This window comes from Paraburkholderia phenazinium (assembly GCF_900141745.1).
In the GTDB taxonomy this organism is placed as follows: Bacteria; Pseudomonadota; Gammaproteobacteria; order Burkholderiales; family Burkholderiaceae; genus Paraburkholderia; species Paraburkholderia phenazinium_B.
Map to the genome: position 1 here is coordinate 2,094,634 of NZ_FSRM01000002.1, position 14,249 is coordinate 2,108,882.

The 14,249-nt window shown below is 61.0% G+C and carries 15 protein-coding genes; 9 read left to right on the forward strand and 6 right to left on the reverse strand.

The features are described from left to right. The first annotated feature begins 90 nt into the window (after window positions 1–90). The 4 genes from BUS06_RS29265 (at window position 91) to BUS06_RS29280 (ending at window position 4,546) form a co-directional block, all read left to right on the forward strand. Window positions 91–1,188 (forward strand): hypothetical protein, encoded by a 1,098-nt coding sequence (locus BUS06_RS29265; RefSeq protein WP_074267852.1) that lies wholly within the window; start codon window positions 91–93, stop codon window positions 1,186–1,188. A gap of 4 nt (window positions 1,189–1,192) precedes the next feature. Continuing rightward, window positions 1,193–1,996, forward strand: coding sequence for a bestrophin-like domain (locus BUS06_RS29270; protein ID WP_074267853.1), 804 nt, complete (start codon window positions 1,193–1,195; stop codon window positions 1,994–1,996). Between the two features lie 38 nt (window positions 1,997–2,034). Continuing rightward, complete coding sequence (locus BUS06_RS29275) at window positions 2,035–2,577, forward strand: glycoside hydrolase family 19 protein (RefSeq protein WP_074267854.1); 543 nt, start codon at window positions 2,035–2,037, stop codon at window positions 2,575–2,577. 268 nt (window positions 2,578–2,845) lie between these two features. Then, window positions 2,846–4,546: a PQQ-dependent sugar dehydrogenase gene (locus tag BUS06_RS29280; protein WP_302050891.1), complete on the forward strand. Its 1,701-nt coding sequence runs from the start codon at window positions 2,846–2,848 to the stop codon at window positions 4,544–4,546. A 92-nt stretch (window positions 4,547–4,638) separates the two neighbouring features. Here BUS06_RS29280 and BUS06_RS29285 read toward each other — a convergent pair whose 3' ends face one another. Beyond that, window positions 4,639–5,223, reverse strand: a complete 585-nt coding sequence (locus tag BUS06_RS29285; RefSeq protein ID WP_143787676.1) for a hypothetical protein — start codon at window positions 5,221–5,223, stop codon at window positions 4,639–4,641. A gap of 995 nt (window positions 5,224–6,218) precedes the next feature. Between BUS06_RS29285 and BUS06_RS29290 the strand changes: the two genes are divergently transcribed. Beyond that, window positions 6,219–6,536: a DUF4148 domain-containing protein gene (locus tag BUS06_RS29290; RefSeq protein WP_074267857.1), complete on the forward strand. Its 318-nt coding sequence runs from the start codon at window positions 6,219–6,221 to the stop codon at window positions 6,534–6,536. Between the two features lie 109 nt (window positions 6,537–6,645). Then, window positions 6,646–7,155, forward strand: coding sequence for a cytochrome P460 family protein (locus BUS06_RS29295; protein WP_074267858.1), 510 nt, complete (start codon window positions 6,646–6,648; stop codon window positions 7,153–7,155). Window positions 7,156–7,232: 77 nt separating this feature from the next. Here the strand turns inward: BUS06_RS29295 and BUS06_RS29300 are convergent, their stop codons facing one another. The 4 genes from BUS06_RS29300 to BUS06_RS29315 all read right to left on the reverse strand — a co-directional run bounded on the left by BUS06_RS29300 (window position 7,233) and on the right by BUS06_RS29315 (window position 10,486). After that, window positions 7,233–8,351, reverse strand: coding sequence for an FUSC family protein (locus BUS06_RS29300; protein ID WP_074267859.1), 1,119 nt, complete (start codon window positions 8,349–8,351; stop codon window positions 7,233–7,235). 165 nt (window positions 8,352–8,516) lie between these two features. Beyond that, window positions 8,517–9,572 (reverse strand): aldo/keto reductase, encoded by a 1,056-nt coding sequence (locus BUS06_RS29305; protein WP_217272837.1) that lies wholly within the window; start codon window positions 9,570–9,572, stop codon window positions 8,517–8,519. After that, entirely contained in the window at window positions 9,569–9,946 is a 378-nt protein-coding gene (locus BUS06_RS29310) for a TIGR04076 family protein (RefSeq protein WP_074267860.1), read from the reverse strand. Before BUS06_RS29310 ends, BUS06_RS29305 begins: the two co-directional genes overlap by 4 nt. A gap of 3 nt (window positions 9,947–9,949) precedes the next feature. Further along, a complete protein-coding gene (locus BUS06_RS29315) occupies window positions 9,950–10,486 on the reverse strand; it encodes a cupin domain-containing protein (RefSeq protein ID WP_074267861.1) in 537 nt (178 codons plus the stop codon). A 257-nt stretch (window positions 10,487–10,743) separates the two neighbouring features. Between BUS06_RS29315 and BUS06_RS29320 the strand changes: the two genes are divergently transcribed. From BUS06_RS29320 to BUS06_RS29330, 3 genes are read left to right on the forward strand one after another with little or no spacing between them, the layout of a single operon-like run. After that, window positions 10,744–11,022, forward strand: coding sequence for a DUF3311 domain-containing protein (locus BUS06_RS29320; protein WP_074267862.1), 279 nt, complete (start codon window positions 10,744–10,746; stop codon window positions 11,020–11,022). After that, window positions 11,019–12,512, forward strand: coding sequence for a sodium:solute symporter family protein (locus BUS06_RS29325; RefSeq protein WP_074267863.1), 1,494 nt, complete (start codon window positions 11,019–11,021; stop codon window positions 12,510–12,512). The genes BUS06_RS29320 and BUS06_RS29325 overlap by 4 nt, the downstream gene beginning before the upstream one ends. Window positions 12,513–12,554: 42 nt before the next feature. Next, the gene (locus BUS06_RS29330) at window positions 12,555–13,760 is read left to right on the forward strand and encodes a porin (RefSeq protein ID WP_074267864.1); all 1,206 of its coding nucleotides are present in this window, start codon (window positions 12,555–12,557) and stop codon (window positions 13,758–13,760) included. 141 nt (window positions 13,761–13,901) lie between these two features. Here BUS06_RS29330 and BUS06_RS29335 read toward each other — a convergent pair whose 3' ends face one another. After that, window positions 13,902–14,204 (reverse strand): DUF4148 domain-containing protein, encoded by a 303-nt coding sequence (locus BUS06_RS29335; protein WP_074267865.1) that lies wholly within the window; start codon window positions 14,202–14,204, stop codon window positions 13,902–13,904. Between the last annotated feature and the right edge of the window lie 45 nt (window positions 14,205–14,249).

The following is a 14,249-nucleotide window of genomic DNA, read 5'->3' on the forward strand; positions in this document are numbered from 1 at the left end:
GAACCGCATTTTTGCAGCCGGGAGGGAGAGGCGTCATGACACGGTTCTCCCTCCCGGACGGCAGGCACACAAGATAAAAGGAGAGGGCATATGCGTACGTTGGAACTGGGGCCGACGCCTTTACCCCGCGCGTTAAGCGGGCGGTCGAGTGCCACCTTGGCGCCGGCCGTGACCGGGGAGCGCGCCAAATCGCTGGTGGGCCAGCTTCAGCTGGAGTGCGAAGCAATGGCACGCCACGCATTGCAGCACGGCCTCGCCGTGCCGGCAGAACTGATTGCGCAGCTTTCCGCGCTCATCGATTCGGCCGATGGAGCAGATGTGGATGCCACCATGGCCGCGGCTCCACGCCGCTCGCCGGAGACCCCTGGCGCCCGTGCCCGCGAGCTTGCGGCAATGCATCGCAAACTGGCTCACGCCGTAGCGCCCGCGACGCCTCAGGGCATCACGTTGCTGGACACGGAACGGCGCCGCGGCCAGCGCTTCGCATGGTTGGGCCCTGTTCCATTGATCCGCGTGCTGACCGTGGCATCGGTGTTGTTTCTGCTGGCGGTGGTCGTTACCGGACTGCCGGCGGAAGTGTCGTCTGCGAACATGCAACGCGGCTTCCTCGCGTCATCGGGCTCGACACTGCTGTGGAATACGCTGTTTCTGCTCTTTTGCGCGGGGCTGGGTGCATCGTTCGCGACGCTCTTTCACGCCCACCGCTACGTGGCGAACTCGACCTACGATCCGAAATTCGACGCCTCCTACGGTGCGCGCCTGATCCTTGGCGTGATTGCAGGGCTAATCCTGGTGGAGATGCTGCCCGCGGATCTGTTCAGATCGGGCCCGATGAACAGCTTCGGAAAACCGTCGCTCGCGATGCTCGGTGGCTTCTCCGCGACTGCGGTGCACCGGCTTCTGCAACGTCTCGTCGACACCGTGGAGACGCTCGTGCGCGGCGACGGGTCCACCCAGGTGAACGCGACGCTCGATGCGCAGCGCGCCCACGCCGCCACCGAACGGATTCAGTCGCAAAGCGATCTCGCTGCGCGCTTGCTGGAGCTTCAGCAGGCACTTGATGCGGGCACCACGCCCGTGGAAATCAGGCAACGACTCGGCGATTTCACGCGGGCGATGCTATCGCCCGAATCGGCGCCCTCCGCCAGCACCGCGGTCGATGGTGCCGCATCCACCGGGCAGGAGTAGGACCATGCTGCTTCTCTACAACCTGCCCACCTTCTGCATGGCCGCGCTCGTCGTAGGCGCCACACTTGCGGCTGCGCTGCTGGGGTACGTCATATTCCGGCGCTGCGCGCCAATTGAGCTCGATGCGGAACAGCGGGCGATGACCATCTCGATGGTCTCCGTCATCACGACGATCAACTCGCTGCTGGTGGCATTCGCAGCAATTAGCGTATGGGATGCGTACAACGACGCGAATCGCACGGTGGCGGCCGAAGCCGCCTGTGCCGGCGAACTCGCGCGTGATCTGGCAGCGTTTAGCAGTCCAAACGCGGATGCGACCGGACGGGCGCTGCGCGGCTATCTGGAGCGCGTCGTAGAAAATGAGTGGCCGCTGATGCAGCAACAGGCGAGATTCGACCCGGAGGCGGAGGCCCGCTTCGATGCGATGTTCGACTCGGCCAACCTTATCCAACCCACCGGTCCGCGGCAGACCACCTTGCTCGCTGAAGTGCTGGCTCGCGCCAACGAGATGGTGAAGTACCGCGAGCAACGCATCGCTACACTCGATGTGGCGATGCCTGTCACGCTGTGGGCCGTGATGATCGTGGTTAGTCTGTTGTCCTTCCTGTTGCTGTATGCGCTGCCTGCGACGCGCTTCCACGTCGCACTCACATCGGCATGGGCTGTCACGCTTGGACTCGCATTTTTCTTCGTGCTGGCAGTCGATCGCCCATTTGCCGGCGACGTCAGCGTGAGTTCGGCCCCTTTCCGGCAGACCATCGACGCGTTGATAGCGCGCGGCACGTGGCCAGCCGCTCCGATCCACTAACTGGATGCGACGCCTGATCCTGGCGTGGGGATAGTGAAATGACACTCGAAGAATTTCAAAAAGCCGCCGACCTTCCGGCAGCGCTGGCGACTCGTTGGCATACCTGTGTAAGCGCCGCGCTCGACGGATTCGACATCACGAGCCGGGTTCGTCTCGTTGCCTTCATCGCGCAAACCGGGCACGAAACGCTTGGCTTCCAGTTGACACACGAACTGTGGGGGCCAACACCGGCGCAAAAACTGTATGAACCGCCCTCAGAGAAAGCTCGTAGTCTGGGAAATCTTCGGGCAGGAGACGGATATCGTTACCGCGGACGCGGCCTGATCCAGATAACGGGCCGCGCGAACTACGCGTCATGTGGCGTGGCGCTCGGCGTGGATCTGACGGCCACGCCGGAATTACTGGAGCACGACGATTGGGCGGCACGTTCCGCCGCATGGTGGTGGAAGGAGCACGGCTGCAACGCGCTCGCCGATAGCGGAGACTTCGTGGCGCTTACGCGGCGGATCAACGGTGGCACCAACGGACTCGACGACCGGATCCGGCGCTGGGAAATAGCGAAGGCCGCTTTGGCAGTTTAAGTGGGGCGGTAGAGCGTCGGTCGCTGCAATACATCACGGCACAACATCGCCCCGCAGAATGACAATTGAGTGGCGGGGGGATGGCATCTCTGCCAGAAAAGGCATTCATTGCTTCAGCAGGGTCTACATCGCCTCGATTCCACCGTAGAGTATTGATAACTCAATCCGCGGAAGGTGGGTCATGTTATCTATGCCGCATCGCAGGTCGAACACAGCCGGGCATGGGATGCTGTCCATGCGGCCACTCCCCCGGGCGCTCCTTGTGAGCATGGTCTTTGCCGGTCTTGGTGTTGCTGGAGAAGCCGCAGCGCAGGTCCCGCCTGCAGGTAATGCCTCACAAGGTAAAGTCTTCTTTCAGCAAAATTGCGCCATGTGCCACGCCGACACCCTTGGGCCTGGCAATTTACCCATCATGGGGCAAGGCCCAAGCCTCGTAGGCGTTTTCGGCCGGCGCGCGGGCTCTGTCCCAAACTTCAGCTTCACCAATGCCTTGAGCGGGTCAGGTCTCACATGGGATTCAGCGACCCTGGAGCACTTCCTGCTCAATCCAGCGGCGGCAGTCCCTGGCACCACCATGCCTATATCGGTCGACGATTCCAGCGATCGCAGCAACGTGATCGCCTACCTCTCCACCTTGAAGCAGCCGGCCCAGGTTTCGTCGACCGCGAACACCGGATCAGGCGCTTCGCCTGAAACCGACCCAGGCGACTGGCGTCACGCCGCTCCAGGTGTCGAGCATCACTTCACGGTGGCGGATTTGCCGGCACCCTACAAGACGACTTCGTCCGGCAACAGTCCGCGAGTGGTAGCGCAACCCGCCAATGCCTCGTTGTCCGTGCCAGCGGGATTCAAGGTTCAGTTGTTTGCGACAGGCCTGTCCGATCCCCGCATCGTGCGCGTCGCACCCAATGGGGATATTTTTGTGGCGGAGACCGCCGAGAATCGCATCAGGGTATTGCGCGCCGCCGACGGAGCCCAGGCGCCGTCCGACAATCAGATCTTTGCGGATGGCCTGGACCAGCCCTTCGGGATCGCATTTTATCCACCGGGGAATCATCCGCAATGGATCTACGTGGCGAACAACAACTCGGTTGTCCGTTTCCCCTATCGTAGCGGCGATCTCAAGGTGAGCGGTGCGGCGCAGGTGATCGTGCCACGTCTGACGGAGAGTCACGGCGGTCATAGCACGCGCGATGTGGCTTTTTCGCTGGATGGCAAGCGCATGTTCATCACGGTCGGGTCCGGGTCGAACGTTGCTGAGGGTATGAGCAAGAAGAGTCCTGAGGAAATCGCTCGTTGGGACTCGCAACACGGGCAGGGCGCTGGGTGGGATGCTGAAACCAATCGTGCCGATATTCTCGTCACCGATCCCGAAGGTCATGAAGCGCTCCACACCTTCGCGACGGGCATTCGCAACGGCGTGGGGATCGCGGTGGATCCGGATACGGGCGAGTTGTGGACTGCGACGAACGAGCGCGATGGCCTTGGCGACGATCTCGTGCCCGACTACGTCACCCGGGTGAAGGCGGGTGGATTCTACGGTTGGCCGTGGTACTACATGGGTAACCACGAAGATCCTCGCCACGCTGGTGAGCGCCCCGATCTCGCCGGCAAGACGATCACCCCCGACGTCCTGCTGCAGTCGCATTCGGCTCCGTTGGAGATGTGCTTCTATACGGCGAAAACGGGCGCGGCAGCGTTCCCCGCCGAGTATCGCGGCGATGTTTTCGTGGCCTCTCACGGTTCGTGGAATCGCAGTTCGCGCACCGGCTATAAGGTGATGCGGGTGCGTCTCGAGCACGGCGTTCCGACCGGTACGTACGAGGACTTTCTCACCGGATTCGTGGTGAACAACCGCAGCGTATGGGGCAGACCTGTAGGTGTGGCGGTTGCCCACGACGGCGCTCTGCTCGTGACCGAAGACGGCAACGGCACCGTATGGCGCGTCTCGTATGCGGGCGCGCCGTGATGCGGAGCTGAAAGCGCCTCATCTGCTTTAAGACCTGAATATCGGCGAGGGGCCGATGGCATGACTTGCCACGTTGCAAACGAGTGGGCTTGCTAATGAGACGTTAGCGGAGATGTGAGCGGCACGCCTTCGCCGGCGAAGCGGATCTGCGCAGGAAACCTGACCGTTCCCAATTCATAGTGCTGCAGCGTTTGTCCGTACGATGACAAGGTGGCGTCGCCGCGGCATTCGACGAGCGAAATCTCTCGAAGCCGAGCGTCGCGGATGCTGAGTATTGCGCCGCGAATGTCGAGTGCGAGTTTCAGCTCAAACAGGATCTCGAAGCTGGCGAGTCCTTCGATCGTGATTTCCAGTTTTGGATGATGCACGGACTCGATCGAATGATCGACGAGCTGCACACAACGGGTTGTTCCTGGAGGGGTGTGTGTAGGGTCCGCCGCCTCGCGGACCTCTTTCAGATCGCACCACGAACGCACCAGAATTGAGCCGAGGCTGGTGTCGAAGCCTGCCGACACCTGATCTTCCGTCGCTTGCGCAATTTCCTTCCATTGCATGAGCGGCAGCTTCGCGACGTTATGCGGCGCGTTGCGCTTGACTGCGTCGATCAACGCGCTAGCGCACGTCCTGGGCGAGTCGCTCCACAAAAGCGTACCTAGCGTAACGGGTATATCGGACATGATTTTCCTACGAGATGACTCTGCCGGACATCGTACCTATGTGCGCTTCCCACGACGTCGACCCGAGTCTCACTTCGACTGAGGGATACACCATGTGGTGGCTCGGCAGCCGGCACGACTGGTTACCGGGGTCGCTGCGCATGCGGACGTAACACCTGGTGGACATCGGGCGTCGCAGCCACTTTCGGATGACATGGGCGAGAACAGCCAGTGAAAGGAGGGCAGCAAGGATTCTTACGACGATGGGCCATATAGGCTTCCGAGGGGGCGTTACCGGTCGCAATCTATTGTTGTCCGGTATGGGTTCCATCGGATCGGGCCGGCGCGCAGATGGCTTCTTCACCGACGACGGCGGTTTTTTCGTTGGACTGACGTCGCTCGGCGCATCAGAGGGCGACGACTCGTCAGACGTGGGCACATTCGTCGCCGGGTAATGGGGAACGGTCGCGCCTTTGTTCAGGCCGCGGATGGTCGCAAACGCGCCGGTCGCCGAAGCCGCTTCGCCTGGGGACATGCCTGAACGGGAGGCTGACAGCGCCCCGGCTTTGCTGCCCTGACCAGCGGCCGTTGATTTGCAGGCACCGTCTGAACGCGCAATCTCTGCGTCACTGTCGCACCTTGGAGGCTTCTGGGCGGCACACGTGATCGCTAGCGTCATGCATGACAGAAAGACAAGAGCAAAGCGCCGCACGGTCTTACTCCTTCCCCTGGCTCACGCAATCACCATGGTTACAACCGATAGACGATCCAGCGTGGCGCGTTTTCATACTTTTTTCGGTTAGTGGAATGGAGTAGCACGAGTCGCGGGTCATCGCCTTTGTATCGCAATGTATCTGCGCCCACGATAAATACAAAACCTTGCACTGGCGCCTCTCGCGGACACAAGCCAGATACGTCCGGGGCTTCTAATACTTCCACGCCAGACGTTCTGGCTTCGCAAAGCAGACGCCCCCGACGGGTGTCTGCGCGAACAACCCAATCTCCAGGTGCAAATCATGAAAGTCATCCAATCTCTTCTGGTCGCTGCTGTTGTCGCTCTGCCTGCGCTGTCGTTCGCCCAATCGTCGAATCAGCCGCTCACCCGCGCCGAAGTGCGTGCGCAACTCGTCGAACTGCAAAAGGTCGGCTACAACCCGGCCACCGATCAAACGCAATACCCGCAGAACATTCAGGCAGCCGAGGCACGCCTGAGCGCGCAAAACGGCGTTGCGGCATCGTCATATGGTTCGTCGGCGGCCGGCACGTCGGCTTCGGGTTCACACGCCGTTACCGCGGATGTGATCGGCCTCGGTTCGCTCTATACCAAGCCGTGAGCCTGGACGGCGGCATCGGACGTCAATTGCCTGAGGAAGCACAGAAGGCACTTACCGACGCCGTCATCGATATAGCCCATTTCTAGCCGGGCCAACGAGAACCAGGAAAATGCGAAGAATCCCGACTGCAGGTCTCGCCCTTGGTGCGGTGTTGCTACTAGCCGCAGTGGCGCACGACGCCGTGGCGGAGCCCGCGAAATCGGCCCCGTCACCGATTTATGGTGTCACGATTCCCGACGGTTACCGCCAGTGGCAAGCGATTGCCCCGGCCGAAGAAGCGGCACCGCTCGACGAATTGCGTCTGGTACTTGGTAACCCCGCCGCTATCAAGGCCATCGAGAGTTCGACGCTGCCTTATCCCGACGGAACCATCCTCGTGAAGCTCGCGTACAAGCGAAAGCAGTCTCCTGACATTGGATCGGCAACGATCCCCGGTACACCTACGACGGTTCAGGTGATGGTCAAGGATTCACGCCGATATGCGTCGACGGGTGGATGGGGTTTCGGTCGCTTCATCAACGGGCAACCGGTCGACGCAGCGCAACACCAGACGTGTTTTGCCTGTCACGCAGCTCGCGTGAAGGACCGCGATTACGTCTTCACGCGTTTTGCGCCGTAACGCTGCGATGACAATGCCTGCCGCGTATGAGCACGACTAACGCGCGTTTTCGAGCCGGGATGCGGTCCGAGTGCTGGTCACCGCTCGGGATTCGAAGACCGAAGTGGAAAGATGAATATCGCGGCAGCGAGGCCGAGTGCTCCACCAAGGAGCGTCTCCCAGGCGCGAGCGGCGAGCAAGGGGATCGAGTGCACCCCACTTGCCGCGAGCGTGACGATCAACGTGAAAGCGAACGCACCGCAGGCGACGTCGTAGCGTTCCGGCAAGGCCATCGCATAGATGATCATCGCGATGGCGGCTGCGGCCCAGATCAGCAACGGCGCGTGCTCTGCGACCGGCAGACAGGCGAGGCCTATCGGAACGCCAATCAGTGTGCCGATGATCCGTCGCCGCACCCGCTGTATCGTGCCGCTTGCCGAACCCGCGACGACGTACGTGGACGCAGTGATCGCCCAGGCGGACTCCTCGAGGCTAATCAGGCCGTTGAGCAGGCAGATAATCAACGCGGCGATGGCCGCCTGCAATCCCATGAGGAATTCCGGCGAGCATCTCCCGGGCAACGGTTGCGGCCCGGCTGCGAGCACCGCAGGCGTGACCGGCCGCTCCGCGGGTCCACTGAGCATGCGCGGCACGACCGACGCCAGGGCGGCAATCAGCGCCGCAATTCCAACCGCCCACAGATCGGCAATCGTCAGATGGGTGCCGTACGCGAGCAATTCTCCAATGTAGATTTGCGAACCGATGCCCGCCCCCAGTACACCGAATCGTTTCAGATATCCGACCAGAAACGCGCCAGTCACGAGAACCAGTTCCGGTCCCGCCCGACCCGCGAGTTGCAATGGCCTGGATAACACCACGAACAGGACTGCGCCCAGCGCGGCGGCAAAACTCAACAGGACGAGGTCGCGGCTCGATTCGGCCCGCGTCGCTTTGCCCTCGGACACGCTCGCCCACAGAGCGAAGCTCCCGGCAAGGTAACCCAGCGAGACGGTGCTCGGCACACTATGGGCGATATCCTGCAACGTTCCGAGCGCCGCCGCGATGCCGTACGCCGTCACGAGCCGCAAGCCTTTGATGCGGCGGTGCGTGCCGGGATCGATCCGGTCCAGCCATTGACCAAGTGCCGCTACGGGACGCTGCGCGGCCTGCCGGGGTTGTGCGCCTTGATCGGGCGAGCGCTGCGGGTTGTCGTCCATGGGGTTATCCGTCGTCTCCTCCGGGGAACATCAGCCCGCTGATCTGTTTGAGGCTCGGCGCAAAGTCTGCGGGACGCGGGATATGACTAGGATAATCCAGGCAACTCAGGTCAACCGATAAATATAAAGGCTAACAACGCGTATTAACGATCGGTCCGTCCACTGTCACGAAGCGCTGTTCAACTCATACTTCATGATGTTGCCGTGCCGTCCATGAATGTCGCGTTCGACGCTATATACGTCTCCCTCGATCGTCGCACTCTGGGCGAGCACCTGCTCGATTGCTGAACGGTCCTCGGCATCCAGCGTGACCGACATGACCTTCAGATGCTCCGGCAGATGATCGCCGCGGCGCACGCCCACGATCGCGCCCGCCACCTGCTCCTGATCGAGTACCCAGCGCGTCGCGATGGTCGCAATCGAGACGTTGTGTTTAGCCGCGATACGGTCCAGCGCTTGCAGCAGCGCCTGGAAAATATCCCACCCGCCGAAATCGTCAATGATCAGTTTGTATTTGATGAGCGAGCGGTTTGCGATGTCTTGTCCCGGTTCCGTAGCACCGAGCCACCGTCCGGAAAGGAAGCCGCCCGCCACCGTGCCATAGCAGAACAGGTGAATGCCATGCTCGCGAGCGTAAGCGCCCAGCTGGCGCGCCGGACGCCGGTCCAGCAGGGAGTACTGCACCTGCATGCTCGTCAGTTCGATGCCCGACTCCACCAGCTCCATGGTGCGTTGGGTATCGAAGTTCGTCCCGCTTAGCCGGTCGATCTTGCCGGCTTGCTGCAGTTCACGCAGCCAGTGCGCGACTTCGAGGTAACGCGCCATGGAATAGTCCCACCAGTGAAACTGGACCAGATCGAGCCGTTCGACGCGCAAGCGCGATAGAGACCGGTCGATAGTTTGCTCGACGAGCCTGCGGTCGATCGTCTGCAGCAGAGACAGATCGGGTACGAACTTCGTATGGATCTTCAACTGGTCGAGGCTGTCGGCGCCACGCCGTTGCCGGTAGTCGTCGCGGAACTCGCCAATCATTTCTTCGACGCCGGTGTAGATGTCTGCACAGTCGAATGCGGTAATGCCTGCGTCGTAATAGGCGCCCATGTCGGCAATCGCGGCGGCGCGGTCCACGCTGCCATGGTCACCGGCGAGTTGCCAACCTCCTTTGAGAATACGTGGGATCGAGTAGCCTGGCGCCAGCTCGATGCGCTGCATCTGTGTCATTCAGAGTCCTTATCAATCAGTTTGACCGCTGTCGTATCCACGTGACGGAACGTGCGTTTGCCGAGCCGCGAAATGCGAAAGCGCGACGGGCAATTGGGATCGGGACAGGCTACTTCGGCATCGGTCGACATCCAGTCATGCGGGTCGGTGGCGCGTTGCTTGGCCGGCAGCAGCGGCAGCAGTGCCGCAAGCGAATAAATGGAAAATGCTTGCCCCGGCGGCAGGTGCAGCATTTCCCCATGCAGTTCAAAGTAGTCGCCGACGCGCGCGCCGCAGTAGAGTTTTGCCCCTTCGGGGGCAACGACTTCAACACGCAGATCGTAGAGTTCGAACGAGGGCAGACCCGCGCGCTCGTCAGGAGTGTGAGAGGTCATGGCTCAAGGGTTCGGTGGTGTGACCGAGAGAATGATTTCGGTGGGAGTAGTGGATCCGTTGCGATACCGGTGCGGCAGCCGTGAGTCGAACGAAATGCTTTCGCCGGCCGCCACCTGGTACTCGATGCCGTCGATCTGCGCGATGAGCTCGCCCGCGATGACGTAGACGCATTCCGAGGACGGATGGCCGCGCGGCTCATCCGCGGAGATTTCGCCTGGTTGCAGCACGGCGCGCAGCACTTCGAGCTGTCCGTTGCCGGCAGTCAGGCGTTCGTAGCCGACCCGACCCTTGGGGGCAATCAGCCTCGAGCGGTTACCCGGGCGGCTGATCCACACAGCGGGGGCAACTGTTTGAGCGAACAGCGAGGCGACCGATTCTCCAAATACCCCGGCCAGACGTCGCATCGTTTCGAGGCTTGGATCAGTCACCGACCGCTCGATCTGGCTGAGCAGGGTGGGTGAGACATCCGCGAGACTCGCCAGCTGACGCAGCGACATGCCGCGCGCGGTCCGCAATTCCTTGAGCCGTTCACCAATCAATTTGAGGCCTCACGTCGTGCAACTGAGTCGTACATTAGTGTGGAGTATAGGTGCACAAAATTGGATCGTCAATTTCCTCGACGCCGTTTGCGACCGCCCCCAAAAAAATCTGAATTCCGTAGAAATTTGCGTTTAACCAAGGGCTTACCTGATCTGTTTAGACGAGAAATTGTTTTTGACTCACTTGAAATGTTGTGCACTGTGGATGCACACTTCGCCTGCGGTAGTGCAGTGTAACTTTACGTGGAGCATCGGTCATGGCACAAGGTCCCGGGACGGGCGGCTCGCCCCGTCATACGTATCGATGGTTATTGGCGGTTCCTTTCGTATGGCAGGCAGGACTTGCGCCTGTCGTCAACGGGGTGATGTGGGCGCCATTCGGGCTGCCCTTTCCCATGCTGTGGCAACTGGCGGGAATCGTGCTGACGAGCGTGCTGATCGCGATTGTGTTCCGGCTCGATCGCGCCCATGGCGTCGAACTTGAGGAAGCGGCGTTGATTGCGGCGACGTCGGGTTCAGCGGGAGATCCACGATGAAGCTCGCCATCGTTGTGGCGATTCTGCTTGCCACGCTGACTGGTGCGGTGGGCTATGGCCGTCGCACCCGGAAAGGGCATACGTTGTCGGACTGGGCGGTGGGCGGCCGCAGTCTGGGCGCGATCATCTTCTGGTTCATGAACGCAGGGGAGGTGTACACGACATTTGCTGTGCTCGGCATCTCCGGCTATGCATGGGCGCTAGGCGCGCCTGCGTATCTTGCCTTCTGTTCGGTGTCGATGAGCTATGCCATTGGCTACTGGCTGATGCCGAAGATCTGGCGCGCCGGACGCACCCGGCAACTCGTTACCCAGGCCGACTTCTTCGCTGCCCGCTACGACGCTACGTGGCTCGGCGTCCTGACGGGCGTGATCGGCATCGCTTCGCTGATCGTCTATGTGCAAATCCAGCTGGTCAGCCTGGGACTGATCGTCCAGTTGACGCTGGATGACCTGATCTCCACCCAGACGGCCACGCTGATTGCCGGGCTGTTGATGATCACGTTCGTGTTCGTCGCGGGGATACGCTCCGCAGCATTCGCGGCCGGCGTCAAGGATGTGTTGATGATCGTGGTGGTCGTGCTGTTGAGCGCGACGGTAGCGGGTAAGGTCGGTGCCGCATCGATGCTGGATATCTTTCGGATGGCTGAGGTTCAGCATCCAGGTATTGGCAGATTCCCCGGTCTGGATCCTACGTCACCCACTACGGCGATCTGGTTGATGACATCGTCGATCAACATCGCGCTCGGCAACTGGGTCTTTCCTCATCTGTTCCAGATGTCGTACACAGCGCAAAGCGCTACCGCCATCCGCCGCAACGCGATCTGGCAACCGCTTTATTCGCTCGCCTACTTCTTCATTATTCTGCTTGGCTTCGCTGCGTTGCTGGCCGGCACGCATCCGCCTGGCAACAACCTTAACGCGGCCTTGCTGCAGTTCATCTCGCAGCGCTATTCCGCGCCCATCGTGGGCCTCGTGGCCGGCACCGGATTCCTGCTGGCACTCGCGCCTGGCGCGCTGCTTCTGCTAACCGCGGGATCGATCTTCAGCCGCAACGTGGTCGCGCCGATCCTGCCGGGTCTTAAGGACGCCACGTTCCTGGTGATTTCCCGCGGTGCGCTCACGGTATTTGCTGCGATCGCCGTGTGGTTGTCGATCAGCCAGAAAGGCTCGCTCGTCAAGATTCTGCTCGACGCGTATTCGGCAATCGGGATGCTTGCGCCCGGTGTCTTCCTTGGTTTCATTTGGAAGAGGACCACTGCGACAGGTGTACTTGCGGGTCTCGTGGCCGGCTTTATTGCGCTGCTTGCACCGTTTGCGGCGCACTACTGGGATGCCGTCGCCCCCGAATGCGAACCTGGTCTGATCGCGATGGCGATCAATGCAGCGACGGTTGTGCTCGTCAGTCTGGCCACGCCGTTGCCTGGGCGGCATGCGGTGTCGCTCGGCGTTGCGCTTGAGCGTGCCGCGAGCGAGCAATCGACCGTCTGAATAAGCCTCTTCGAACGACAGCCCCTTTACCTGGAGATCCTGATGAAAAAGAGCAGTATCTGTCTTGCCGTGCTGATGGCGCTACCGGCGCTGGCCTCGGCCCAGAGCAGCGTGACGCTGTACGGGCTGGTCGATTCGGGCCTGACGTTCGTCAACAATACCGGCAAGGGGCACGTCGTCGAGGCGGACACCTGCGGTCCGCCGAGTTGCAACCTCTGGGGGCTGAAGGGCAAGGAAGACCTGGGCGGCGGCACATCTGCGATCTTCACGCTCGAGAACGGCTTTAACATCCAGAACGGCAAACTCGGACAGGGCGGCACGGAATTCGGGCGGCAGGCATTCGTGGGGCTCGCCAACGATCAATGGGGCACGGTGACGCTTGGGCGTCAGTACGATCCGCCGTCGTTGACGGTCGGCTACTTTCCGTCCAGCAATAATTTCGCCACCGGCTACGGGTCGCACTTCGGCGATCTCGACAACCTGAACCAGTCGATCCGCTTCAACAACGCCGTCAAGTACGTGAGCCCGACATGGGGTGGCTTGCATGTGGAAGGAATGTTCAGCCTGGGCGGCGTAGCAGGTAATTTCTCGACGAATCGCGTCTGGTCGTTGGCCGCCGCGTATAACCGCGGACCGTTCGCGGTTGCCGCGGGCTATCTGGACATTCAGAATCCTGCGACGAACGCGGGCGGTACCGGCGGCGTGTACGCATCCAATGGCAACTATGTGGGCTCATTGAACGATTACGTCGGATTGCAGGACGCCAGTTCGATGAAGGTGCTCACGATTGGCGGTTCGTACTCGATCGGCCAGGCAACGCTGGCATTGAACTACTCGCACACCGACCTGGAAAACAGCCAGTACTTCGTCATCAACGGATTTGCGGGTGCGGGAGGCGGCAACGACTTCAAGATGGATGCCTACGAAGCCAGCGCGACCTACAGAGTCACGCCTGCATTGCTGTTAGGCGCGGCCTACATCTATAACGCGGGGAAGGCCGACTACCAGAACCTTAAGCCGGACTTCCAGCAGGTGAACCTTGGTGTGACGTACGCGCTTTCGAAGCGCACCAGCCTCTATGCCATTGCGATTGTTCAGAAGGCAGGCGGCGATGGCATAGCTCCTGTGTTCGATGCCGATGGTGCAGTAGTAGGGCGTACAGCAATTGCTGAAATTCCTGGCGCCGGTTATGACTCCAGCACCTCCAGGCAACTGCTGATGTCGGTGGGGATGTACCACGCGTTTTAAGCTATGCAAGCAGCAAACCCATCAGGGGGTATCAAGCATTCACTCCCTGGTGGATTTCAGCTCCGGTTGTCTCGTCAGTCGTGTCCAGACGATCATTCCGTACTGCGACATATTTCCCGCCGTTCACCTGCCTGAGCCCGCTCAGCCACCCGGCGTTTGAACGTCAGTCGAAGTGTGCTGCGACCCGCAGTCCCGGGCGTATTTCTCATTCAGGCGAGCTCGCATCACAGGAATGCCCGGGGAGTAGTTGCCTGTCCCAGGCCAATACCCTACTGACTCGAGCTCAGCCAGTTCACGCGACAGGTCGGCCCTGGTCACCTGTCCATGCGTCGGTGCGAAAGGATAGCTGCTGCATTGTTCCGGCGTAAGCTGGGTGCCCGCCATGGCACATGCGCTGGCGGCCATTAGCGTAATCGGAATTGCTAATCTGAAAGGATGGATCATGATGAAGCGTCTCCACTTTTATGTATCCCAGCATTTGCGCGGATA